The sequence below is a fragment of the Megasphaera hutchinsoni genome (assembly GCF_001553405.1).
Classification (GTDB): domain Bacteria; phylum Bacillota; class Negativicutes; order Veillonellales; family Megasphaeraceae; genus Megasphaera; species Megasphaera hutchinsoni.
In genome coordinates this window covers 35,141-59,658 of sequence record NZ_KQ960952.1, presented here as the reverse complement: position 1 = coordinate 59,658, position 24,518 = coordinate 35,141, and the positions used below count along the sequence as shown (strand labels likewise).

21 protein-coding genes and 2 pseudogenes are annotated in these 24,518 nt (G+C 38.4%); 1 reads left to right on the top strand and 22 read right to left on the bottom strand.

From position 1 onward, the window contains the following. The first annotated feature begins 317 nt into the window (after positions 1–317). Complete coding sequence (locus HMPREF3182_RS04240) at positions 318–911, top strand: hypothetical protein (RefSeq protein WP_062485644.1); 594 nt, start codon at positions 318–320, stop codon at positions 909–911. A gap of 103 nt (positions 912–1,014) precedes the next feature. Here HMPREF3182_RS04240 and HMPREF3182_RS04235 read toward each other — a convergent pair whose 3' ends face one another. The 22 genes and pseudogenes from HMPREF3182_RS04235 to HMPREF3182_RS07465 all read right to left on the bottom strand — a co-directional run. Beyond that, positions 1,015–2,202, bottom strand: coding sequence for an MFS transporter (locus tag HMPREF3182_RS04235; protein WP_062485642.1), 1,188 nt, complete (start codon positions 2,200–2,202; stop codon positions 1,015–1,017). Positions 2,203–2,313: 111 nt separating this feature from the next. Next, on the bottom strand, positions 2,314–3,228 hold the full coding sequence (locus tag HMPREF3182_RS04230) for a LysR family transcriptional regulator (RefSeq protein ID WP_235808648.1): 915 nt from the start codon (positions 3,226–3,228) through the stop codon (positions 2,314–2,316). 112 nt (positions 3,229–3,340) lie between these two features. Then, the gene (locus HMPREF3182_RS04225; RefSeq protein ID WP_036257295.1) at positions 3,341–3,658 is read right to left on the bottom strand and encodes a DUF1292 domain-containing protein; all 318 of its coding nucleotides are present in this window, start codon (positions 3,656–3,658) and stop codon (positions 3,341–3,343) included. 142 nt (positions 3,659–3,800) lie between these two features. After that, on the bottom strand, positions 3,801–4,214 hold the full coding sequence (gene ruvX, locus HMPREF3182_RS04220) for a Holliday junction resolvase RuvX (protein ID WP_062485638.1): 414 nt from the start codon (positions 4,212–4,214) through the stop codon (positions 3,801–3,803). A 3-nt stretch (positions 4,215–4,217) separates the two neighbouring features. After that, entirely contained in the window at positions 4,218–4,478 is a 261-nt protein-coding gene (locus HMPREF3182_RS04215; RefSeq protein WP_007392239.1) for an IreB family regulatory phosphoprotein, read from the bottom strand. Between the two features lie 24 nt (positions 4,479–4,502). Then, the gene (gene alaS, locus HMPREF3182_RS04210; protein WP_235808655.1) at positions 4,503–7,103 is read right to left on the bottom strand and encodes an alanine--tRNA ligase; all 2,601 of its coding nucleotides are present in this window, start codon (positions 7,101–7,103) and stop codon (positions 4,503–4,505) included. A 64-nt stretch (positions 7,104–7,167) separates the two neighbouring features. Then, on the bottom strand, positions 7,168–7,992 hold the full coding sequence (locus HMPREF3182_RS04205; RefSeq protein WP_007392238.1) for a C40 family peptidase: 825 nt from the start codon (positions 7,990–7,992) through the stop codon (positions 7,168–7,170). Between the two features lie 133 nt (positions 7,993–8,125). Continuing rightward, positions 8,126–9,082: a glycosyltransferase family 2 protein gene (locus tag HMPREF3182_RS04200; RefSeq protein WP_007392156.1), complete on the bottom strand. Its 957-nt coding sequence runs from the start codon at positions 9,080–9,082 to the stop codon at positions 8,126–8,128. Between the two features lie 143 nt (positions 9,083–9,225). Further along, positions 9,226–9,840, bottom strand: coding sequence for a ribosome biogenesis GTP-binding protein YihA/YsxC (gene yihA, locus HMPREF3182_RS04195; protein ID WP_007392157.1), 615 nt, complete (start codon positions 9,838–9,840; stop codon positions 9,226–9,228). An 8-nt stretch (positions 9,841–9,848) separates the two neighbouring features. Continuing rightward, positions 9,849–12,158: an endopeptidase La gene (lon, locus tag HMPREF3182_RS04190; RefSeq protein ID WP_007392141.1), complete on the bottom strand. Its 2,310-nt coding sequence runs from the start codon at positions 12,156–12,158 to the stop codon at positions 9,849–9,851. A 71-nt stretch (positions 12,159–12,229) separates the two neighbouring features. After that, positions 12,230–13,462, bottom strand: coding sequence for an ATP-dependent Clp protease ATP-binding subunit ClpX (gene clpX, locus HMPREF3182_RS04185; protein ID WP_007392223.1), 1,233 nt, complete (start codon positions 13,460–13,462; stop codon positions 12,230–12,232). A gap of 19 nt (positions 13,463–13,481) precedes the next feature. Next, positions 13,482–14,078 (bottom strand): ATP-dependent Clp endopeptidase proteolytic subunit ClpP, encoded by a 597-nt coding sequence (gene clpP / locus HMPREF3182_RS04180; protein WP_062485634.1) that lies wholly within the window; start codon positions 14,076–14,078, stop codon positions 13,482–13,484. 18 nt (positions 14,079–14,096) lie between these two features. Continuing rightward, the gene (gene tig / locus HMPREF3182_RS04175) at positions 14,097–15,431 is read right to left on the bottom strand and encodes a trigger factor (protein ID WP_062485633.1); all 1,335 of its coding nucleotides are present in this window, start codon (positions 15,429–15,431) and stop codon (positions 14,097–14,099) included. 231 nt (positions 15,432–15,662) lie between these two features. Then, positions 15,663–17,492: a glutamine--fructose-6-phosphate transaminase (isomerizing) gene (gene glmS / locus HMPREF3182_RS04170; RefSeq protein WP_062485630.1), complete on the bottom strand. Its 1,830-nt coding sequence runs from the start codon at positions 17,490–17,492 to the stop codon at positions 15,663–15,665. A 280-nt stretch (positions 17,493–17,772) separates the two neighbouring features. Continuing rightward, the gene (gene glmM / locus HMPREF3182_RS04165; protein ID WP_007392140.1) at positions 17,773–19,128 is read right to left on the bottom strand and encodes a phosphoglucosamine mutase; all 1,356 of its coding nucleotides are present in this window, start codon (positions 19,126–19,128) and stop codon (positions 17,773–17,775) included. After that, entirely contained in the window at positions 19,129–20,730 is a 1,602-nt protein-coding gene (locus tag HMPREF3182_RS04160; protein ID WP_062485628.1) for an NAD(P)/FAD-dependent oxidoreductase, read from the bottom strand. Positions 20,731–20,743: 13 nt separating this feature from the next. Continuing rightward, complete coding sequence (locus HMPREF3182_RS04155) at positions 20,744–21,658, bottom strand: CdaR family protein (RefSeq protein ID WP_062485627.1); 915 nt, start codon at positions 21,656–21,658, stop codon at positions 20,744–20,746. Continuing rightward, on the bottom strand, positions 21,658–22,476 hold the full coding sequence (gene cdaA, locus HMPREF3182_RS04150; protein WP_036257327.1) for a diadenylate cyclase CdaA: 819 nt from the start codon (positions 22,474–22,476) through the stop codon (positions 21,658–21,660). Before cdaA ends, HMPREF3182_RS04155 begins: the two co-directional genes overlap by 1 nt. Positions 22,477–22,871: 395 nt before the next feature. Beyond that, a pseudogene (locus tag HMPREF3182_RS07470) lies at positions 22,872–23,170 on the bottom strand (replication initiator protein A); the annotation flags it as partial. Positions 23,171–23,485: 315 nt separating this feature from the next. Then, positions 23,486–23,701, bottom strand: coding sequence for a glyceraldehyde 3-phosphate dehydrogenase NAD-binding domain-containing protein (locus HMPREF3182_RS04145; protein ID WP_007392185.1), 216 nt, complete (start codon positions 23,699–23,701; stop codon positions 23,486–23,488). Between the two features lie 179 nt (positions 23,702–23,880). Then, positions 23,881–24,288, bottom strand: coding sequence for a cupin domain-containing protein (locus HMPREF3182_RS04140; RefSeq protein ID WP_007392181.1), 408 nt, complete (start codon positions 24,286–24,288; stop codon positions 23,881–23,883). Positions 24,289–24,318: 30 nt separating this feature from the next. After that, a pseudogene (locus tag HMPREF3182_RS07465) lies at positions 24,319–24,518 on the bottom strand (SNF2-related protein); the annotation flags it as partial.

Below are 24,518 nucleotides of genomic sequence, written 5' to 3'. Positions count from 1 at the left end.
GTTTTTGCACTAGATTACATCTCTGTACGACCGTTAATACACCTTTCTTTTACATATCCCAATCCTCCAGACAAGTGCACGATAACAGCTAAGATAAGCCTGTCTTTTTAATTACTTGCTATATTGGCTCCGCTGTATCCATTACTTACCTAACATTCTTCTTCCCATATCATAACAAAGGATAACCAAGCTCGTAAAAAATCATGTCTCTTCTTCCCTTATCATGCTACAATAAATATATCATCAAATTATAAGAATAATTAATATTATCAACTGCTTTATTGATTAATAACTATAAGAAAGAAGGTGTCCTATCAATGGCACATTTTAAAATTCTACATGGTGATTTGCCCAATACCACCGCACTGCTATCTATATTCGGAGCATTTGAACTCTCGGCTCCGCGTGGTACTTTTACACTAAAAACAAATACGTACAACTTAAAAAACAATATTGCCTTACTGGAAAAAATTACCGAAGAAAACAAAAACAAAATCTTTGCTAAAGCCGGCTGGGGAACTTTAGGGGAGCTGGCGTTCGGTCCAGCCGGATTATTAGCAGGGCTTTTATTGGGTGGACATAAAAAATATATTACCATTGCCGTGCAATTAAAAACACAAGAAAAATTTATTGCTGAATGCGATACAAAAACGTATAAAAAATTTTATAACGAATATCTGAAGTCTTTTACTGAATCCGATACCTCCGGCGAAGTCGTTCCTATAAATGAGCGTACATCCGACATACGCCCAAAGAGCATAGGCGAGGCTACTAGCGGTGATCCTTCTACCGCTACATGCGATGTCGATCCGGCTGTACTACTGAGTTATTTAAAAATATTAAAAGACCATGACATCCTCACCGAAGAAGAATACAAAGATAAGGCAAAAAAAATAGTAGATCATCTCTAATAACAACTATGCCCAATACCAAAAGAACAGACAAACGTCATTCTTTTTCTTCAACGTTTGCCTGTTCTTTTCCTTATTCCATCCTATTTAATTAATTCATAAATTAATACAAGTTAGCTTGTTTACTTACTTTTCTCCCATACCCAAGGTAATAAATAACTAGACAAACTACCGCTACAACTGCTGCTACCATATATAATTGCGGTAATGTCAATATACCATGCAAAGATCCCAATACATACGGACCTACGCCAATGCCTAAATCCAATGTAACAAAATAAGTTGATAAGGCGACACTAACACGATGAGGTTCCGTAATTTTAATACATACAGCCTGACCATTAGACATAAATGTACCATAACCTAGTCCAATAAATACACCCGCTAACAGTAATTGCCAAGACATAGTCGTTTTCGCCAAAATTAACAATCCCACAGCAAGACATACATAACAGGGATATAAAACATAATTTTCCCCTTTACTATCAAAAATAACGCCGCTCAATGGACGAGTAATCGTAATGACTACGGCATATACGACAAAGAAAAAAGTACCTGCTGCAACTAAGTTAATTTCTCTTGCATAGGCTGCTAAAAAAGCAACCACGCTCGAATAAGCGAAACCCATTAAAAAGCCCACAAAAGAAATTAACAATACTTTTGGTTCGACATAATTTTCTAAAGAAACTTTCTTCATTCTTTCCCGTTCTTCATCAGTCAAGTCTATCTCTTCTACCCGTAAGAACAAGTTCCCAATCATACATAGAACCAATAACACACAACAGAAACCTACAATAAAACGGAAATTAGTAATCTGCATTAACAACATACCTAAAAAGGGGCCAATAGCTGCAGCTAAGCTCGTACTTAACCCATAATAATTAATACCTTGTCCTCGTTTCGATGCAGGAATACACTGTGCAACAATCGTATTAGTCGCCGTCGATACCATTCCATAAGCCAACCCGTTTAAAAAACGTACTAATAACATAATGCTTAATGACGGCATATAAAAATATAATAACATGGTGATAAAATAAAATATCGTGCCGCCATAAAGAGTTCGTTTTCTTCCATATAATTCTATCGCTTTCCCAATTTGTAAACGTGCTAATAAGGTACCAACGATAAAAATTCCCGATGCTAATCCAGCTTGTCCCAAACTAGCATGAAGTTGATCCTTTGCCACCACGGCAATAATAACCATCAATAAATAATAAATTAAAAAGACAATAAAGTTAATCCCCGTATCTAAGAGAAAATCTTTATTCCAAAGTGATTCTTCAGACATAACTTACTTACATCTCCTTTTATTTGATACCATTGATTGTATACCTAATATTCCGCTTTGTATAACAAAAAATATATGATATCATTCATAAGAAAATGTGATAATATATGTCTATTGTTTATCATGCGCATCATATACATGATACGTTTCTTGAATGTAAGAAACAAAAAGTTGAATGGCGTTATAATTAGGATTCGTCTTTTTGTACAACAAATAACAGGGCAATGTAATCGGCGGAATTAAATCATAATATCCCCGTTCTACGCCCATAGCATGTAAAAATCGTTTTGGTAAAAGCGAGCCCATTCGATTTTGCTGACAATAATTCATAATCGCATAGGGCGTTGAAAACCACGCTTGTGTTTTTGGACGCACACTACTATATACAGAAAAATAGTGATCAATATAATCATGCATCACATACTGTGGCGAATATTGTGCCAACGGATTAGATGCAATTGTATCTGCCGTAATCGGTTCTTCCAATCCATCTAAATGAGGTGCGTAATACACTAAATCTTCATTGCAAAAAAAAGCCTTTTCATATGCACTAATATCTAATGGAGGTAATTCAAATAAGGAAATAATATCCAATTTGTCTTCACTCAACCACTGTAACATTTCCCGTGCTTCCATATTATATACACGCAACGCGGCACTATGATGATGCTTTTGAAAATACGCCAAATGTCGATTCATTTGCACATCGCCAAGGGAAAGCATCGTCCCTACCGAAAGTGTCTCAATATCTCCACTTAATGCCCGTATATCACACAAACAAGTTTCTAATTCACTCACCAAAGGTGAAATTCGTTCATAAAATAGTTCTCCATCTTTTGTTAAATGACTGCCCCGATTAGAGCGTTCAATAAGCTGTATTCCTACTAATTCTTCTAAGCGCTTCATCTGAAAACTAAATGCCGATTGCGTAATATTAGCAGCACGGGCAGCAGACGTAAAATTCTGATATTTTCCATAGGTAATAAAATTCTTTAATTGTTGAATACTCGGCAATTCTGACATCATTTACTCCTCCATGTCTTCATGTACTAATCGCAAAAAAAGCCGACACCCCATCGTGCCGGCAGATATATATTCAGTAAATTAAACATATCATCATTGGACACAGACAATATATTTAGTCTACTGTTTCAAGTTCTTGTATAACTTGAAGGACACCATCAAACTCTTCGTCCGTTGGTGATACAAAAATAGTCTTACCATCTTCCTCTTCGACTCGAGCTATAATACCTTCTTCTTCTTCGGCTGCTAAAATATCTTTATCTACAGAAAAATCATCACTATCATCTGCAACGGGTACTAACATCGCAAACTCTTTACCTGCATATGTAAAATGTTCTTTTTCAAGACAATAAACTTCTGATCCATCTTCGCCAACCATGGTAACCAATTCTACTTCTATTACCTCGTTTGACTTATCTACAGTATGTTCCATCTATACTAGTATAACGAGTCATTCTCGTTATGCTCCTTTCTTATTAGTATATTTATTTTAATCGTTATTTTATCAATATGCAATAATAATTTTATAAAAAATTATTTTTTACATTTCATCTGCTAAAAGAGAACTTATGAATCTATTTTTGTGCATCTAAATAATTTTGTAAAATAAGAACAGCTGCCATCGTATCCAAAAATTGTTTCCGCTTTTCACGACGAACGCCACCTTCCATAAGTACCTGTTCAGCCATAATGGTAGTCAAGCGTTCATCCCAATACACAAACTCCATTTGGGGCATTTTTTTTTGCAAATAACGGACAAATACTTCAATAGCCTTAACATTGTCACCATCCGTTCCATTCATATGACGTGGTCGTCCGACAACGATACGTGTAACTTGTCGTTCTGTTGCTACGGCTTGTAATGCTAACCAATCTTCTTTTTCATTTTTTCGCTTAATCGTATACACACCTTGTGCCGTAATCTGCAATGCATCACTACAAGCTACCCCAATCGTTTTAGACCCAATATCCAATCCTATAATTCTCATGCATTATAGCCCTTTCTGTTGTATATAAGATTGAATTAATTCTTCTAATAGCTCATCACGATTTAATCGACGAATGTTACTTCGTGCATTATTATGGCTGGTAATATAGGCGGGATCGCCTGAAAGGAGATATCCTGCAATTTGATCCACTGGATTATATCCTTTTTCCACTAATGCATGATATACATCTTCCAGAATCATCGATGCCACGTTTTGTTCTTCATTTCGATTCCGTACAATCATCGTTTCATCTTTTACTGCCATACACTCACGTCCTTTCATACTGAATTATTTCAGTATATGATATATTGTTTCTTTACCTGCAGCCAGTGCCACTGCGATATTATCGGTATTTTTACCCCCAGCTTGCGCCATATCAGGACGCCCGCCACCATTACCACCGGCTTTCTGTGCTGCCACTTTAATAATATTACCTGCATGCAAACCACGTTTTGTATCATTCTTAGCAACCTTGCATACAAAATTAACTTTATCTCCGTGAACCATACCTAAAAGAATAACACCTTGATGCTGCTTGTCCATTAACGCATCAGCTAATTCACGCAAACTATCCATAGAATCACAATGCACCTCTGCCACTAATATAGATACATCGCCACACTGTTCCTGTTGTGCCAACAATGATTCCATATCCGATAAAGCCGCATCCTTTTTCAATTGCTGCAACTCATGTTCTTTGTCTTTTAATTCTGCTGTCAGCTGCTGTACACGTTGTACGACTCCATCTGATTGTGTTTTTAATATATGTGCCACTTCTTGCAAACATATAGCATCTTGCCGTGCCTTTTCTAAAGCGGCCTTGCCTGTAATAGCTTCAATCCGTCGTACACCTGTACCCGTTCCAGCTTCACTCACAATGCGAAAGGGACCAATAATCCCCGTAGAATGCACGTGAGAACCACCACATAATTCACAACTAAAATCACCAATGGAAACCACTCGAACGACATCTCCATACTTTTCACCAAATAAAGCCATCGCACCTTTTTCTTTTGCTTCGGCTTGACTCATTTCAGCTAATGTAACTGGTATATTTTTCAAAATTTCTTCATTAACCAAGGTTTCTACTTCATATAACTCATCTGTCGTAACCGGTGAAAAATGAGTAAAATCAAACCGTAAGCGTTCCGGTGTAACTAAGGAGCCCGCTTGATTAACATGATTACCCAAGACACGACGCAACGCTGCATGCAATAAATGCGTAGCCGTATGATTGCGTGCCAAGGCAAGATGCCGTTCCGTATCAACTGCTAAAGAAACAATTGTATCCGTCTTTAAATATCCTTCCATCACCGTTGCAATAAGATATAAAATACCATTCGGCAACACCTTCGTATCGGTTACAACCGCACGTCCTGACGCCGTAGAAATAACGCCTGTATCGCCCATCTGTCCGCCACCTTCTGCGTGAAATGGCGTGCGATCCAAAATAATCGTTACCGTTTCACCATCATGAGCGGCTTCAACTTCCTGTCCATCTTTTCCCAACATAAGAAGGTGTGCTTCCGTAGCCGTTTCATCAAAGATCAATTCGGCTGAATTCAACGCCGTCGTATCTGGCGTTAAGACTTTTGCAACCACATCCGCACGAGCGGCTCTCGCTCTGTCTTGCTGTTCTTTCATCGCTGTTGCAAACCCATCCATATCAATAGAAATGCCCTTTTCTCCAGCCATTTCTTCTGTTAATTCTACGGGGAAACCATAAGTATCATATAACTTGAAAACCGCACTTCCTGATAATGTTTTGGTCTTACTTGCTTCTGCAATTAACGAATCGAGTAATTCCATGCCTTGAACCAAGGTCATACTAAATTGTTTTTCTTCCGTTTCAATTACTTTTTTAATTAACGCTTCATGTTCACGTAATTCAGGATAGCCATCAGACATAATAGTCAATACCGTATCCACTAAACTACTCAAAAATAACTGTTCAATCCCTAATAAACGTCCAAAACGTACCGCTCTACGCAACACACGTCGTAATACATACCCTCGCCCTTCATTAGAAGGTAAAATACCATCACTAATCATCATGGTAATAGCACGAAGATGATCTGCAATAACCTTCATAGCAATTTTTTGTTGAGGATCATCATAATTACCCTGACAGATATCCCGTACCTTTTCAATGATTGGGAAAATTAAATCGGTTTCAAAATTAGATTCTTTCTTTTGAATAACTGATGCCAAGCGTTCTAACCCTGCACCCGTATCAATATTTTTCTTCGCTAATGGTTTATATTCACCTTCAGCCGTACGATTAAATTGAGAAAACACCAAATTCCAAATTTCTAAATACCGATCACAATCACAACCAACTGTACAAGTATCTTTTCCACATCCCCGTTCGGGTCCTAAATCATAAAAAATTTCACTATCAGGTCCACAGGGGCCTTCGCCAATTTCCCAAAAATTATCTTTACATTTAAAAATACGATCTTTGCTTAACCCAATCATATCATGCCAATAAGAATAAGCCTCTTCGTCATCAGGATAGACCGTTACATATAATTTATCCGTATCCAATTGCAATACTTCAGTCAAAAATTCCCATGCCCAAGCAATGGCTTCTTTTTTAAAATAATCCCCAAACGAAAAATTACCCAACATTTCAAAAAAAGTATGATGTCTTGCCGTTCGTCCTACATTATCAATATCGCCCGTCCGAATACATTTTTGACTCGTCGTTACGCGATAAGACGGAGGTATTAATTTTCCCGTAAAATAAGGTTTTAAAGGAGCCATACCAGCACCAATCAATAATAAACTGGGATCATTATCGGGAATTAGAGGAAAGCTATGTAATGGCAAATGTTCCTTTCCCTTAAAAAATTCTAAATAAGCTTTACGTATTTCATTCCCTGTCATGTACTTCATGCTAACACTCCTCTATAATCTTATATTCACTCACATACACTTATGTATTATTTTATTATAAGCGAATCCGCTTTGCACCAATATAACGAGTAGACCAATATTCACTTTCTAAATCATCTACGCGAATCCCGCCACTCGTTGTAGCACTGATAAATTGATGTTCGCCGACATAAATACCTATATGAGATATATCATCCGCGATATATGTAGAAAAGAAAACTAAATCACCAGGAAGTAATTTTTCTTTTTCGATTTTTTCTCCCACTTGATACTGTTCATTCGCCATGCGTGGTAATTGTACCCCATTATGTGAAAAGACATAACGCGTAAATCCCGAACAATCAAAACCATCAGGCGTATTGCCTCCAAATACATAAGGAACACCCAAGTATTTATATGCCGAAGCAACTACTTTTTTTCCAAACCTATTAAGCGGGCTAGAAATATGTTCCTCTCTTAACGATTTAGCTAATATAAGCCGCGGTTTCATAAGTTTTCGCTGATCTGCTAAATCCCTTATCGATACACTATGTTTCTTCGTTCGCGGTGTTTCCTCTCTCACAAAGGTAGCATTTTTAACCTGTTCTTCTGCCAATAATGAATGCCGCTTTCCCGTCAGCAAATAATACGTCCAATTGCCTACAGTACCACTAGCCTGAAGATGTTGTTTCTGCTGAAAGTCGGCTACGGCTTTCGATGTTTCCGCAGAATACATACCGTCATCCTTGATATTATACCCCATTTTACGCAATTGGCGTTGTAACATCACCACATCACGGCCTGTGCTTCCTATTTTTAATGTCGTTGCCGCCGCACTACTACCGGCCATCGTCACCATCATACAGATCCCAACTACTGCGATTTTTCCTATATGCCACATAAAAATTCCTCTCCGTCACCAAAGGACCTACGAAACACGCCTAACTACCATCGATACTAAGCGATCTCCTCTGTACCTGTTTTCAGGATTGACTCTTTTTATGATTTCTTCCCATATCGTATACTTATTCTACTTATTCTTCTTTTTCGCCTAATTCAGCTCGTACCCAATATAAGGGTCGATTTTTCACTTCTTGGAAAATACGACCAATATATTCTCCAATGATGCCTAAAAAAATAAGTTGCAAGCCCCCAATAAGGCAAACAACAACCATACTCGTTGCCCATCCTGGAATAGCTTCTCCCGCAATCTTACAATATAGCACATGCAAAATAATTAAAATGCTGATCATGCCACTGATAAGGCCCGTGTACAAGGCTAATCGTAAGGGTATTTTTGAATATGCCGTAATCCCGTCTAAAGCAAAATGAATCATCTTCCGAACAGAAAACTTCGATTTTCCTGCAAATCGCTTTGGTGCTACAAAGTTCACTTTTATTTGACGATACCCTATATCTCCAATCATACCACGGATAAAGCGATCATGTTCCCGGAAGAGAGAAAATGTTTCCAATACCCGCCGATCTATCAAGCGAAAATCCGAACCACCTGGCGTAATATGAACAGGTGATAAGGCATTAAGCAAAATATAATACCACTTTGATGTCAACCGTTTCAAAATCCCCACATCATCTGTAGATTCTCGTACAGTCTGCACAACATCATACCCTTCTCGCCATTTTTGTACTAAATCAGGAATCATTTCTGGCGGATGTTGCAAATCTCCATCCATCGTAATGATCGCATCTCCTCGTGCATGATCCATGCCACAAGTAATGGCTAATTGATGTCCAAAATTTCTTGCCAAAATCAATGCACGCACATGCAAATCCTGTTTAGTCAAGCGACTCAACAAAAGAGGTGTTGTATCTGATGAACCGTCATCAACGAAAATGATTTCAAAAGCCATATCTAAGGTAGCAACATTTTTTATCACTTCTGTGTAAAATTTTTCAATGTTTAATTGTTCATTATACACGGGAACCACTATGGATAACATTTTTTTTTCATTTTTCTTAAAAACATTCATTGTTCATTATACCATCCTACTATTTTTACTGTCAAAAACAGGACCTGCAACTGCCTATATACATATAAATTATAGCAAAATTTAACATTTTTTTCTAGTTTTGCTCATAGAAAAAGCATCTCGACAATAAGTCGAGATGCTTTTTACGCCAAGTGTTCTAAACATCGTTGCAATACCAATTGAGACCCTTGCCGCTTTAATGATGAATATAAAATAGGAGTTTCAGTTTGTGAAAATATTTCTTTATATAGGGACATATTTTTTTGTCGCTCTTTCGCCTTTAATTTATCTGCTTTCGTAGCAATCAATTGCACCTTAACAGAAGAAGTAATCAACCATTCATATGCTTGAATATCAATTTCAAGACCCGGATGCCGAGAATCTACTAATAGACATAATAAACGCAATGAAGGAGACGTTTGTACATATTCACGAATAAAATGGCTCCACATTTCACGCTGCTTAATCCCCGTCTTAGCATAACCATATCCAGGTAAATCAACTAAATAAAAAGGATGTCGCACTTCTTCTCCAACAGCACGCAATTCAGCCCGATAATAATTGATAGTTTGCGTTTTTCCTGGTGCACCACTTACCCGTGCTAACCCTTTATAATTACACAACGAGTTAATCAAACTAGACTTGCCGACATTAGAACGCCCTAAAAAAGCAATTTCCGGTAACTGCTCAGCTGGATATTGCTCTTTTTTCACTGCTGTCGCCGTATACCGAGCATTAATAATTTCCAATGACTCCATATGCACCTCTACACTAACGCTTCTGCCAACACTTCATCCATCGTTTTGACAAAAACAAAATCGACATCTTTCTTAACACTTTCTGGAATATCCCGCATGTCTCTTTTATTTTCCATAGGTAATAAAATTTTCTTTATACCCGCTTGATGTGCAGCGATAACTTTTTCTTTAATACCACCTACAGGAAGGACATTGCCACGCAAAGTAATTTCGCCTGTCATAGCCACATCATGACGAATCGTACGTCCCGACAAAGTCGATGCCAAGGCCGTTGCCATGGTAATTCCCGCTGAAGGACCATCTTTAGGAATTGCCCCTTCTGGCAGATGAATATGCAAATCCATCGTTTTATAAAAGTCTTCATCAATGCCCAATTCTTTTGCTCTACTACGAATATAAGTCACACCGGCACGTGCAGATTCTTTCATGACATCACCAAGTTGTCCGGTTAAGGTGAGCCCCCCCTTGCCTTTCACGGCAACGGCTTCCGTTTCCAAGATAACGCCACCAACTTGTGTCCAGGCCATGCCCGTAACACGTCCTACTTCATCTTTTTTACTGGCTTCTTCCGAACGGAATTTAACAGGTCCCAACATTTTTTCTAAATTTTTGACAGATACCGTCATTGCTGGTTTTTCTTGTAGTAAAAGAGACTTACCAACTTTACGACAAATTGCACCAATAGTTTTTTCTAAGTTCCGTACGCCCGCTTCGCGCGTATAGCCACTAATTAAATGATGCAAAACAGCATCAGAAAAAGTAGCCTGCTTTTTCGTCAATCCATTTTCATGAATTTGTTTCGGGACTAAATATTTTTTCGCTATATTTACCTTTTCTTCTTCAGTATAACTAGAAAACTCAATGATTTCCATGCGATCTCGCAAAGGATTGGGAATATCACTAATCACATTCGCCGTAGTAATCCAAAAAACCTTGGATAAATCAAATGGCAAATCAATAAAGTGATCGACAAAGGAATTATTTTGTTCCGGATCCAAGACTTCTAGCAATGCCGATGAAGGATCTCCACGGAAATCTGAGGTCATCTTATCAATTTCATCCAGTAAGAAAACAGGATTTTTAACGCCTACTTGTTTTAATCCTGCAATAATTCGACCTGGTAAAGCACCAATATATGTACGTCGATGCCCACGAATATCCGCTTCATCACGTACACCGCCTAAAGAGATTCGCACATATTTACGATTCATTGCACGGGCAATTGAGCGAGCAATGCTTGTTTTTCCCGTTCCAGGAGGCCCCACTAAACATAAAATAGGCCCTTTTAAAGTTTTCGTCAATTGCTTAACGGCTAAATATTCAATAATACGTTCTTTTACCTTTTCTAAACCGTAATGGTCTTCATCCAAGGCATTTCGAGCTTCTTGTAAATTTAATCGATCACGTGTTTCCTTTTTCCACGGCAATGCCAAAACCCAATCTAAGTAAGTACGCACAACAGCTGATTCAGCCATCATATTCGACATACCATCCAAACGCGAAACTTCCTTCAATAGAGGTTCTTCTATTTTCTTTGGTAGTTTTAGCTTGGCAATTTTTGATCGTAATTCTTCTATTTCAGAATCTCGATCAACCGTATCTCCCAGTTCTTGATGAATCACTTTTATTTTTTCACGTAAATAATATTCTTTTTGTTGTTGATCCATCTTTTCTCGCACTTCGCGGTTTAACGTAATTTCTAATTTCGCAATTTCAATTTCTGAATCAATAAATTTACGGACCAATTCCAACCGGTCCACCACATTCATAGTTTCTAAAATCTGTTGCCGTGCCACATAAGAAATTGGCAAGCGGCTGGCAATAAAATCGGCTAACCTGCCTGCTTCTGTAATATCTTTAGCCCGTTCTTCAAGGTCATCGGAATTACGTAAATTATCTGCCCACTTGACAAATTTTTCTATAACAGTACGACGCAACGCTTCTTCCCGTTGTGCATCATCATGTATTTCCTCTTGTTGTACGGCAATCATTTCAATATACTTTTCTTTTTTTCGCATACCTTGCAACTGTACCCGGGCAATACCATTGAGCATTACCCGTACGAGATCTCCCGGTAAACGCAATACTTGATCTACCTGTACAAGTGTTCCTATATCATATACATCTTCTAATGATGGCTCATCTTCATCTGGATCTATTTGTGTAGCAACAATTAAATAACGATTATCTTCCATTGCCGCATCAAGGGCTGCTAATGATTGTTCTCTGCCTAAGTCAACATGACTTAACCATTTAGGATAAACAACAATGCCACGTAAAGGAATAAACGGCAAAGTCATAATTGTATTTGTGTCCATGTACTCACCTTCTTCATTTTAAAATAAAACTCATTTCAAAAAGAGAAATGAGTTTTATTTTCACTGCTATATCAACTGCCTTGTTTTAATACCAGTTCTGGTTTCTGATTATCCGTTACACAAGACTTATTGACGATACATTTTTTGACATCCTTACGACTAGGTACTTCAAACATAATATCTAACATAATACGTTCTATAATTGAACGCAGTCCCCGTGCTCCCGTATTACGTTTTAAGGCTTCTTTCGCAATTTCTCGCAAGGCGTCTGTTGTGAATTTTAACTCAACATTATCCATTTCCAGCATTTTTTTATACTGTTTAACCAAGGCATTCTTAGGTTCTGTCAAAATATGTACCATGGCTTCTTCGTCTAAAGGATTTAACGTAACTAAAACTGGTAACCGACCTACCAATTCAGGAATTAGTCCAAACTTTTGTAAGTCCGTAGGTAATACCTCTTTCAAAGTTTCTTCCAACTTTTTTTTGCTCTTCGAGTGAATATCGGCACCAAAACCCATTTTTTTATCGGCCGTTCGTTTTTGAATCGTTTTTTCAATTCCATCAAAGGCCCCGCCACAAATAAATAAAATATTAGTAGTGTCAATTTGTAGCATTTCCTGACTCGGATGCTTTCGTCCACCTTGAGGTGGTACACTCGCAACAGTTCCTTCTATAATCTTTAATAATGCCTGCTGAACACCTTCACCAGAAACATCTCGCGTAATCGAAGGATTTTCAGATTTTCGTGAAATTTTATCAATTTCATCAATATAAATAATACCACACTGTGCTTTTTCAATATCAAAATCAGCCGCTTGAATTAATTTAAGTAAACAATTTTCAACATCTTCACCAACATAGCCAGCCTCAGTTAAGCTAGTTGCATCGGCAATAGCAAAGGGAACATCCAACAATCGAGCCAACGTTTGTGCCAATAAAGTTTTCCCGCTCCCCGTAGGTCCCAACATGACAATATTTGATTTTTGCAATTCTACATCATCTTTTTCTGTATTCGATCGCAATCGCTTATAGTGATTATACACCGCAACAGATAATGTCTTTTTCGCAGCTTCTTGACCAATAACATATTCATCCAATGTTGCTTTAATTTCTTTTGGCTTTGGTAATTCTTTCAAAGTAAAGCCGCTAGACTCTGCTCTCTTTTCTTCATCCATAATCTGTCGGGCCACCGATACGCACTCACTACATATATATATATTATCAGGGCCTCCAATTAACCGCTCTACTTCTTTTTTTTTGCGGCCACAAAAACTGCATCGCGGTTCTTCATTATGAGTCATCTGGTCCCCTCCCTTTTACCTACCGCTCTGGCTTCGGACGAGTTAAAATGTCATCAATTAACCCATATGCCTTAGCCGCTTCTGCCGTAAGAAAATTATCTCGCTCTGTATCCTTTTCAATTACCTCTAACGGTTGTCCCGTATGAGCAGATAAAATACCATTCAATTCTTTACGCATTCGCAATATTTCACGTGCATGAATTTCAATATCCGTTGCTTGTCCTTGTACACCGCCCAACGGTTGATGAATCATAACTTGAGAATGGGGCAAAGCAAATCGTTTTCCCCTTGTACCAGCAGCTAATAACACGGATGCCATACTTGCAGCCGAGCCAATGCATATCGTAGAAATATCGGGTTTAATATACTGCATCGTATCATAAATAGCTAACCCTGCCGTAACAACGCCACCTGGACTATTAATATACAAATAAATATCTTTATCAGGATCTTCTGCTTCTAAAAACAGTAATTGTGCAATCAACACATTAGCCATATGATCCTCAACTTGTCCACTCAAAAAGACAATTCTATCCTTTAACAAGCGTGAATATATATCGTAACTATGTTCTCCCTGTTCCGTTTGTTCTATTACCAAAGGGACATACATATTCATATTAGGCACCTCCAGACATTATGCTTCTGGTTTTTCTTCTTGTTTTTCTTCAACCTTTTCATTTGTATCAATAGCTTGCCCTAAAATAAAGCTAGCTGCTTTTTTGCGACGAACGGATTGAATAAGAAGTGGAACCCGATGTTCTTTAACAATAATTTTATATACTTCTTTAGGATCAGCACCAAAATTTTGTGACATCGTAAAAATTTCAGCATTCAAATCTTGTTCTGTTACATCAATATTTTCTGCTTTAGCGATACATTCTAAGACCAAATCCATTTTGACATTTTCTTTGGCTGGTTGAGCGTATTGTTCTTTCAATTTTTGAATATCCTGTTTTGTATATTTTAGATACGCATCCATATTCATGCCTTGTGTTTCTAATTTCATCGCCATTTCATCGATCATCTGATCCACTTTATTATCAACCATCACTTGCGGAATATCTACTTCGGCGTTTTGAATAACCGTCTTTAATACTTCATTATTAAATTTTTCTACAGCTTGCAATGATACTCGTGCAAAAATACGTTTACGTAAATCTTCACGTAATTCTGCAATGGTTTCAAATTTCCCTGCTTCTTTAGCAAATTCATCATTTACTTCAGGATATTCTCTCCGCTTTACATCTTGTACAGTAACCGCAAAAACAGCTTCTTTGCCAGCTAAACTTGCTTCATGATATGTTTCAGGGAAAGTTACCTTAACATCTTTCGATTCGCCCGCTTTCATTCCCACTAACTGTTCTTCAAAACCGGGAATAAAACTGTGTGAACCAATTTCGAGCGGATATGCTTTTCCTTCGCCACCTTCAAATGCAACTCCATCAATAGATCCTTTAAAATCAATGATGGCAAAATCTTCATTTTCAATAACCGTTCCTTCTGGTGCCACTAATAACTTAGCATGTTGTTTTTGTAAATTTTTTAATTCTTTATCAATATCTTCATCGGTAATATCAACAACGTCTTTACCAATCTTAATTCCCTTGTATTCTCCTAATGTAACTTCCGGTTTTTTAGTTACCGTAGCTTCAAAAACAAAATCGGCTCCCTTTTCAGATGAAATAATATGAATTTCTGGATCTGTTACGGGTTCAATAGCTTGTTCGCTTAATGCATCGGGATAGGCCTTATTCATAATGGCTTCTTCAATTTCCTGTTTAACAGCCTCTTTTCCAAGAAAGCTTTCCAACACCTTCCGTGGTGCCTTACCTTTACGGAATCCAGGAATATTCACTTTACCTGCTAACACATTGCAAGCGCGGACAGCAGCTTTAGCAGCTTCCTTTTCCGGTACTTCAATATGCAGTATTACTTGATGCCGGTCTACTTCATTAACTGTTACATTCATTATAAATATGTCCTCCTTATGGGTCATGCCCTACCTATTCTCTAAAATATTATATTACGTTCTCCATAATATCATATTTTTACTCTTTTTACAATAAATAAAACAGCCCTTTTAAGTATATTTTCTTTTATTATTCAAAACGATATTATCTTAACCCTCAAAAAAAAAGAAAGAACCAGTTTATACAAAAACACTACCAAAACCGGTCTTTCTTTATAGGCTATTTTCTCATTATTCAACAGTCACACTTTTAGCTAAATTACGAGGTTTATCTACATCATTTCCTTTTACAATCGCCGTATAATAAGCTAATAATTGCAAGGGTATCGCCGATATAATCGGCACTACAAACGAATCACTCGCAGGTATAGTAATGATAGAATCAACCGTTTTTTGTACTTCCGTATCACCCGTTTGTACGATCCCTATCACCCGTGCTTCCCTTGCCTTGACCTCTTTAATATTACTAATCATTTTCTCTTCTACATCTTTTTGTGTAGCTAACGCTATCACCGGCATTTCCGGTACAATAAGTGCTAATGTCCCATGCTTTAATTCACCACCAGCATACGCTTCTGCATGAATATAAGAAATTTCTTTTAATTTCAAAGCACCTTCCATAGCTAATCCATAATCCATGGATCTCCCAATAAAGAAAGTATCTTCTTTCTGCTTAAATGAATTTGCCAAAGACTTTATTTCTGTTTCTTGGTCAAATATATGCTGACATTGTTCGGGAACACGTTGCAAATCGCGAATAATTTCCACTTCCCGTTCATGATCCAATGTTCCTTTTTTCTGCCCCATATATATTGCTAATAGCAATAATGCAACAAGCTGTGTTGTATAGGCTTTTGTCGAAGCTACCGCAATTTCCGGTCCTGCCCATGTATAAATCACTTGATCAGCTTCGCGCGAAATAGATGAGCCAACAACATTAGTAATAGCTAATGTACGTGCACCTTTTCGTTTTGCTTCTTTTAATGCCGCTAAGGTATCAATCGTTTCACCGGATTGACTAATGCTAATGCTTAACGTTTTACTATCTGTCAACGGATCACGATAACGATATTCCGAAGCAATATCCACTTCTACGGGTATACGTGCTAATTTTTCTATAAAATACTTCGCTAATAAACCTGCATGATAAGCGGTACCACAAGCCGTAATCATAATTTTCTGAATAGACTGTACATCCTCTAAAGTCCACCGCAATTCATCAAATTGAATTTGCGTTTTTTCCGGAGTTATACGACAACTTAATGTATCGCGAATGGCCTTTGGCTGCTCAAAAATTTCTTTAAGCATGAAATGATCAAAACCGCCCTTTTCAGCCGCTTCAGCATCCCAATTAACAACAAATACTTTCTTTGAAATAGGTACGCCTTCAAAATCAGTAACCCATACACCATCTTTTTTGACAATGGCAATTTCTCCATCATTCATAATATATGTATTACGAGTATACTTCAAAATAGCGGGAATATCCGAAGCAATATAATTTTCGCCTTCTCCCAGGCCAATAACCAATGGATTATCTTTTTTACAGCATATAATCCTATCTGGATCTAACCGACTCATAAACACTAGCGAATAGGACCCTCGCAATCGTTTCAATACCTTCCGCACCGTATGTTCAAAATCACCATCATATTCATCAGCACATAAATGAGCAACCACTTCTGAATCTGTTTCTGATTTAAAAACATAGCCTTTTGCAAGTAATTCTTCTTTTAATTCCATATAATTTTCAATAATGCCATTATGAACAATCGCAAAATTGCCCTTTGCATCTACATGCGGATGAGAATTAACATCCGATGGTCCCCCATGTGTTGCCCAACGTGTATGACCAATACCTATCATACCCGCTACAGGATGCTGATTCACATCCTCAATTAAATTAACAAGTCGTCCCATTTTTTTTCGCACACTAATTTTTTGGTCATGATATACGGCAATCCCGGCTGAATCATATCCCCTATATTCTAATTTAGACAACCCCTCCAGTAAAAAATCAGCCGCATTGCGCGTACCAACATATCCAATAATGCCACACATATTGTAACCTCCTAAAACTCATCATACAAACTATATGAGTTTATTCTCACTCCCGTAACAGATTTGTCCCTCTTGTTGCCAAAAGGTTTTGCCATTTCCTAACGACCGGAGTTGCCGAGAGGTATCCGCTGACTTTTCGATACACCTCTTCCTCGTCTACCCAAAGGGTACCAGCGCTATCCATTTTACGAAGGATTTCCAAACGCCTGCAAAAAAGCAGAAATAGAGTAATATTACTCCATTTCCACATTTTAATATATTTACTTATAAGGGTCAATACCTACTTACTATGCCCCATTTCATGCTCAATAACCACCGCAATATCATCAACAATATGTTGTAATTGTTCTAGATCCGGACCTTCTGCCATAACGCGGATAAGTGGTTCTGTCCCCGATGGTCTTACTAAAATTCGCCCATCGTTGCCTAATTCTTCTTCGCCCGCTGATATAGCCGCCATAATCAAATTGTTCTTTTCCCAGCCCGACTTGGTTTGCACCATTACGTTCTTTAATATTTGCGGATACCTAACCATCATTGCACCCAATTCTGATAATGGCCGATGCCAATGTTTCATATTGCGTAATACCTGTACAGCTGTTAACAATCCATCGCCCGTCGTATTATGTTCAAGAAAAATGATATGCCCCGATTGTTCTCCCCCAATAGAGTAACCATCTTTTCGCATCCGTTCTAATACATATCGATCCCCCACAGCCGTAACAACACTTTGACAACCATGTTCCTGCAACGCTTTATGAAAACCGATATTACTCATAACAGTACCTACTACGGTTTGCTTATTCAACTTACCCTCTTCTTGTAACCGCAACGCACATAGCAGCATAATCTGATCACCATCTAAGGTATTCCCTTTTTCATCAATAATCAAACAACGGTCCGCATCACCATCATTAGCAATACCAATATCAGCACCTGTTTCAAGCACTTTTTTACGTAAACTTTCCATATCAGTTGAACCACAGTGCTCATTAATATTAATACCATCTGGCTCATGATGAATAGAAATTACTTCCGCCCCTAATCGTTCAAACAAGACGGGACCAATAAAAGAAGCAGACCCATTTGCCGCATCATGTACAACTTTTAAGCCTTTTAATGTAACATCACACGTTTTAAACAAAAAATCGGCATATTCTTTTTGTAAATCGCTCCATACGGTAATCGTTCCTATATCACTACCGATTGGTCTGCTTTTAATTCCCGTTCGTTCATCTTTAAGCATAAACTCTTCAATCAAATCTTCTGTTTTATCCGGCAATTTATAGCCATATGCATCAAAAAATTTAATACCATTATATTCAAACGGATTATGCGAAGCGGAAATCATAACCCCTGCATCCATATGATGAACCCGTGTTAAATAAGCAATAGCTGGTGTCGGAATCACCCCCGTCATATAGCAATTTCCACCAGCTGATGCAATACCAGCCGCTAAAATACTTTCAAGCATCGTACCTGAGCGACGTGTATCACGACCAATCAAAAATGTAGGATGTTCTTTCTCTCTTCCTAAAATATATGCTGCCGCTCTCCCCAAATGATATGCTAATTCCGGTGTCAATGAATCATTCACTACACCACGTACACCATCCGTACCAAACAATCTAGCCATTTACTTATCCCTCCACGGTTTAAATTTACTAATAATTTCTAAGGCGGTTTCCATGCCATCTAAAAAAGCACTCATAATACCTCCCGCATAGCCTGCACCCTCCCCTATGGGATATAAGCCAGGCGTTGAAATAGACATACGATCTCGCCCTCTCTCTAATCGAACGGGTGCACTCGTTCTCGTTTCCACCCCTGTCATCACCGCATGCGGAGCAGCAAAACCGTTTATTTTGCGGTCAAAATACGGCAAAGCCTGCATAAGCGTGCGGGATACAAATGGAGGCAATACCTGATGTAAATCCGTCCAAGTTATCCCCGGTCTATATGTATGAACCCCTTGTGCTACCCCCTTATCTAAATGTAAAAAGTCACCCACCGTTTGTGCCGGTGCTCGATAAGTGTTACCACCTTGTACATATGCAAGCCTTTCATATTTACGCTGATAAGCCACACCGCGTAATGGATCATCCCCTGCAATATCTTGTGGTGTAATATTTACTACCAAAGCACTATTCGCAACTCCACTATCACGGCGATATAAACTCATACCATTCGTCACGACTTGCTTTTCCTCAGACGCAGCTGCCACAACTATCCCGCCGGGACACATACAAAAAGAGTAACAATCTCTCCCCTCGGGACTATGATATACCAGTGCATATGAAGCCGGTTCTAATCCAATATCTGTTGCTGCTGCACCATATTGACTATGATCAATCACGGCTTGTTCATGTTCTATCCGTACCCCCATAGCAAACGGTTTAAAATTCATTGCCACGCCTTGACGTTGCAACATATAATACGTATCTCTAGCACTATGCCCAATGCCTAATACAACCACATCCGTATCATATGCAGTCGTGCCATTAACCACTACACCCGTGAGATTTCCTTCACAATTACATACTATATCGGTCACACAACTTTCAAAACAAACATCTCCACCCGCTTGAATAATCAAATTTCTTAAATTTTTAACAACTACCCGTAACTTATCTGTACCAATATGCGGATTATAAGCATATAAAATCTCCTTTGGTGCTCCTGCTTCCACTAAAATATTTAAAATCTCACGAATAAGCGGATGATTAACACGCGTAGTCAATTTACCATCCGAAAACGTACCGGCTCCTCCTTCGCCAAATTGTACATTCGACGCTGAGCGAAACTTACCCGTTTGCCAAAATTCCTCAATATGTCTTGCCCGTACATCGACCTCACACCCTCTCTCTAATACAAGTGGTGCATACCCTTCACGAGCTAAAACTAACGCCGCTGCCAAACCAGCCGGTCCCATACCTACCACAATAGGTCTATGAGCAAAGGTACTAGTGCCATGTATAATAGCTCGTTGTGAGGGTTCTTCATAGACATGAATATCATTATGATTGCCCACATTTTGCCAAATTTTTTCTTCATTACGAACCTTAACATCCACCGTAAATACAAAATAGAGATGCGGTTTACGCCGGGCGTCAACAGAACGGCGTACTATACGTAACGCTAAAATATCGTTTTTTTTGCACCGCAACCGTTTTGCCACCAACACGCTTAGCTCTTTTTGTAAGGGTACCTCTGCACGAATATTACTAATTCTAAGCACACTCGACTCTCCTTTATGACTCATTTTTCCGAAGTGTAATATGAACAGTATTAGGAATAACCGTAAGACCATTCGCGAAAGGAATATCTACTTGCCACCGCTTATTATCCCCTCGTCCCGTTACATGAATGGGCGGTAAATCCAATTGTGCAAAAGGAACAATCGTGTTTTCTGCACCGCGAATCGTAACCGTCTTCGGAGTTACCTCAAAATCACTTTGTTGTATACCCGCAGGCAAATTTCCCTGCATATGCACCACTACGGGAACCTCTTTACTAACCCCATCATGACCAATCGTAATAGCCACACTGCTTTGCCAAGGTGTAATCGTTACGCCATCCACTCTCGTATCATTAGCACGAACTAATTTCACTGGTGCCATCGCTGTAAAACTTTCTGCTCCCTCTGGCAACGTTACTTCTACAATCGCTTTATCTACTTGACGAAGAAGCCGAGCCGCACCACTAATCGTAACTTTTTCCGGCAACACCGCAATTTGTTTCACATACGATGTATTCGTCAATTGCCCTCGCAACCGAGGTTTAACTGCAATTTCTTTTACTGCATACAAATCAACTCGGATAGACGCACGTACCGTTCCCTGCTTTTTTAACTCCGTACCAGCCGGAATTTCAACATGAATCGGTACTTCTGATACACCTTCTTTAACTTCGCCTAAATCTACATAAGCTTTAATCATTGATGGATCCACATTAATAATCGTATTACGCGGACCTGCTAAACGAACATATACCGACCGCGGAACATCAGAGGCGATATAACGCGAATTCAAATTTTCTACCACAACAGGAACTGTATAACTACCTTCACTCATCGGATTTTGTTCCCCGATAATAGCAAACCACAATACAATTGCTACAAATAAACAAATTAATTTTACTTGCCATTTCTTTTCTATTCGTATCATTACTTTAAGGGCCTCCATTTTAAAATATTTACCAAGCCCTGCGGTGCGGGACGCAAAAAATTAAGCAACACTTTATGTAAACTCTTTGCCTCTAAATGACGATAAATATGTCCTCCATACGTATACGAAATAGCACCCGTTTCCTCACTCACAACTACCACAACAGCATCCGTAATCTCACTAATACCAATCGCAGCACGATGTCTCGTACCTAACTCTGTAGATAAAGAACGATCCGACGTCAAAGGGAGTAAACACCCAGCAGCCATAATTTCATTTTCCCGAATAATAACTGCGCCATCATGTAACGGCGTATTGGGAATAAAAATATTTCCCAGCAATTCCCTCGACACAATACCTTGAATAAAAATACCCGTATCAATATAATCATTTAAACCAACTTCCCGTTCAAAGACAAGCAATGCCCCTGTCCGCGTCTTAGATAAGGATTCCGTTACCGCTACTACCTCATCCACTAAATGTTCCAACTCTTCTGCATTAATCACTTGTCCTGAACGAAATAAATGCCCACGACCAATTTGCTCTAATGCCCGACGCAATTCAGGTTGAAAAACAACAGGCAATGCTACCAAAATAACCGTCATTCCTTGTTGCAACAACCAATTAATAACATGTAAATCTAAAACCTTGCTGACCACCGTAACAATACCTAAAACCAAAAGTCCTTTGATTAAAGCAACGGCACGAGTATTATAAATCAAATAATATAATTTATATAAAACAAACGCAACCAATAAAATATCAATAATATCCAATAATCTAAAGCTACTAATCAATCCCTGTAATGGAAAATACATGGACATGGTTTTCTAAACCCCCTACGACGTATACATAATATAATTTATTATAACACACATACTTTAAGTATATAACCTATTGTCTAAAGTCTTATTAATATGCCTTACACATATATTTTCATATGCACTAATGATACATACCAACCTTCTTAGCTTTGCCAGAATAACTATATACTGCCAAGGCAATGCTACCGCACTTTTTAACACCACCGCTAACATATACAACAATCTAATATTAGCCACGAAACAGTATAAACTCACTTCTATTATAGGTATTATAACAAGAATGACAATTTTTTTAAATCCTCACCACGAGTCTTTCTCCTTTCTGTTATATTCCTATCCTTTTATATCATTGCCACCACCTACATAATCAAAAAATCTATGCGTAAATATTAAAAACCGCCTACATCTATAAGCGGTTTTATGTTGTATTTCGTAAACATTAAATAATAAAACGATACCTTGGGATCTTGATAAATTCTGTTATTTGCTTTCATATATGACGACAACCTACCAATATATTCACTAATTCTGCTTCCTAACTCATCTGTTAAGTCCTTGTATTCTTCATCAGTCAAAAATATGTTTTTATATATTCCATAAGGCTTTTGCCCTTTCTAAAATTATTCTTTCTTAACTCAATATTACTAATATTATTATAATTACTCTCCGATTTTCGGAAGTCTGGACTTCGGCTTATCGGGAATCAGAGTTTGTATTATTAGTTATATTTAAAATTTATATATACTCACTTCCTAGAAAAAAAAACAGCCTTTTAAGCTACTCCTATAGAAAGTACAACATGAGTTTATCTTATTTTTGTATTTCCTCATACCAGTTGCAAAACTACTCTTACGTCCATATAATTTTTCTGAGTCTTTTCCGGGTATAATAAAACCGCGAAGACCAGTCTTAATTTCAAAAATCCTAACCAAGTTGTATCGGAATACTTCTCAACGTGTAACATATGTGTTGACAACTAAGATAAAAAAATACGATGGTACCGTCAGGAACCTTGCACTGAAATCAAAAAGGCCGCATCAAAGGAACCGTCGTGATCCCACGTACCGTGTACGGTATCGAATTTTAATAAATCCGCCATAATCGGTCCTACCGAGCGATTATGGACGGCGGCAATTTCCACTTCCGCATGTGCCAACGAAGTCCGAAAGGTACATCTGCCGATACGACCGAAGCCGCTGATGCCGATTTTTACTGCCATTATACATCCTCCTCACAGCACACATAATTATACGCCTATGTATTTCATAATTCCACTATAAAATATACACGTACAAGCCTCTCTGGTAAACGATTCTATAAAAATCTCCTCCAAAAATACGGCCGTTTGCAAGTAAAAAAGCCCTCTATTTAATAAACAGAGGGCCGGAAAAAGCGTGCTTATTTATTTTCAATTAAAGTTACAAAGACTATACTGTCGGCGGCGGCAACTGCCTGAATGTAATTTTGCCCGTTGAATTTCAACATTTTTCCCGGAACGACTTCATAATTTTCTTTGCCGTTAATGCACACTTTCATTTGTCCTTTGACTACGGTAAAGAGAACCGTGGCACCCGGATGATGATGGCGGGGAATCACGTCGCCTCGTTGCAAGACTTTTTTTACCACCTTGAACGACGATTCATTAAATACTAACCCCGTTTTTTCTCCTATAACGGCATGCACGGCAGTCGTTGCCTGCGCCGTTGCATCGACCGGCGTCGCGGCAGCGGCCCATGTACTACCGCCGACCGATGCTGAAACAGTCGCCGAAACGGCTAAAACGGAAAGAACTTTTTTAAGATTCATACTGCGTTTCCTCCTATATAATAATCATTATCATAATAATGTTATCATGTGCCGCCCTTTCCCGTCAATACACGACAACAATCGGGACGCCTTTTTTGCCCTCCTCCTTTCCGGTCCCGCCCGGTGCGTCGCCGAAATATAAAAAGAGGAACCAAACAGTTCATCTATTACGCCCATATCAAAGTGAAACGGCACACCGCTTTTCGTAACCAACCAATCCACATTCTCCC

Bases quoted from the DNA above. Each gene is read 5' to 3' on its own strand.
- HMPREF3182_RS04240 (WP_062485644.1), top strand. From the start codon at position 318: ATGGCACATTTTAAAATTCTACATGGTGATTTGCCCAATACCACCGCA.
- HMPREF3182_RS04235 (WP_062485642.1), bottom strand. From the start codon at position 2,202: ATGTCTGAAGAATCACTTTGGAATAAAGATTTTCTCTTAGATACGGGG.
- HMPREF3182_RS04230 (WP_235808648.1), bottom strand. From the start codon at position 3,228: ATGATGTCAGAATTGCCGAGTATTCAACAATTAAAGAATTTTATTACC.
- HMPREF3182_RS04225 (WP_036257295.1), bottom strand. From the start codon at position 3,658: ATGGAACATACTGTAGATAAGTCAAACGAGGTAATAGAAGTAGAATTG.
- ruvX (WP_062485638.1), bottom strand. From the start codon at position 4,214: ATGAGAATTATAGGATTGGATATTGGGTCTAAAACGATTGGGGTAGCT.
- HMPREF3182_RS04215 (WP_007392239.1), bottom strand. From the start codon at position 4,478: ATGGCAGTAAAAGATGAAACGATGATTGTACGGAATCGAAATGAAGAA.
- alaS (WP_235808655.1), bottom strand. From the start codon at position 7,103: ATGACAGGGAATGAAATACGTAAAGCTTATTTAGAATTTTTTAAGGGA.
- HMPREF3182_RS04205 (WP_007392238.1), bottom strand. From the start codon at position 7,992: ATGTGGCATATAGGAAAAATCGCAGTAGTTGGGATCTGTATGATGGTG.
- HMPREF3182_RS04200 (WP_007392156.1), bottom strand. From the start codon at position 9,082: ATGAATGTTTTTAAGAAAAATGAAAAAAAAATGTTATCCATAGTGGTT.
- yihA (WP_007392157.1), bottom strand. From the start codon at position 9,840: ATGGAGTCATTGGAAATTATTAATGCTCGGTATACGGCGACAGCAGTG.
- lon (WP_007392141.1), bottom strand. From the start codon at position 12,158: ATGGACACAAATACAATTATGACTTTGCCGTTTATTCCTTTACGTGGC.
- clpX (WP_007392223.1), bottom strand. From the start codon at position 13,462: ATGACTCATAATGAAGAACCGCGATGCAGTTTTTGTGGCCGCAAAAAA.
- clpP (WP_062485634.1), bottom strand. From the start codon at position 14,078: ATGAATATGTATGTCCCTTTGGTAATAGAACAAACGGAACAGGGAGAA.
- tig (WP_062485633.1), bottom strand. From the start codon at position 15,431: ATGAATGTAACAGTTAATGAAGTAGACCGGCATCAAGTAATACTGCAT.
- glmS (WP_062485630.1), bottom strand. From the start codon at position 17,492: ATGTGTGGCATTATTGGATATGTTGGTACGCGCAATGCGGCTGATTTT.
- glmM (WP_007392140.1), bottom strand. From the start codon at position 19,128: ATGGCTAGATTGTTTGGTACGGATGGTGTACGTGGTGTAGTGAATGAT.
- HMPREF3182_RS04155 (WP_062485627.1), bottom strand. From the start codon at position 21,658: ATGATACGAATAGAAAAGAAATGGCAAGTAAAATTAATTTGTTTATTT.
- cdaA (WP_036257327.1), bottom strand. From the start codon at position 22,476: ATGTATTTTCCATTACAGGGATTGATTAGTAGCTTTAGATTATTGGAT.
- HMPREF3182_RS04145 (WP_007392185.1), bottom strand. From the start codon at position 23,701: ATGGCAGTAAAAATCGGCATCAGCGGCTTCGGTCGTATCGGCAGATGT.
- HMPREF3182_RS04140 (WP_007392181.1), bottom strand. From the start codon at position 24,288: ATGAATCTTAAAAAAGTTCTTTCCGTTTTAGCCGTTTCGGCGACTGTT.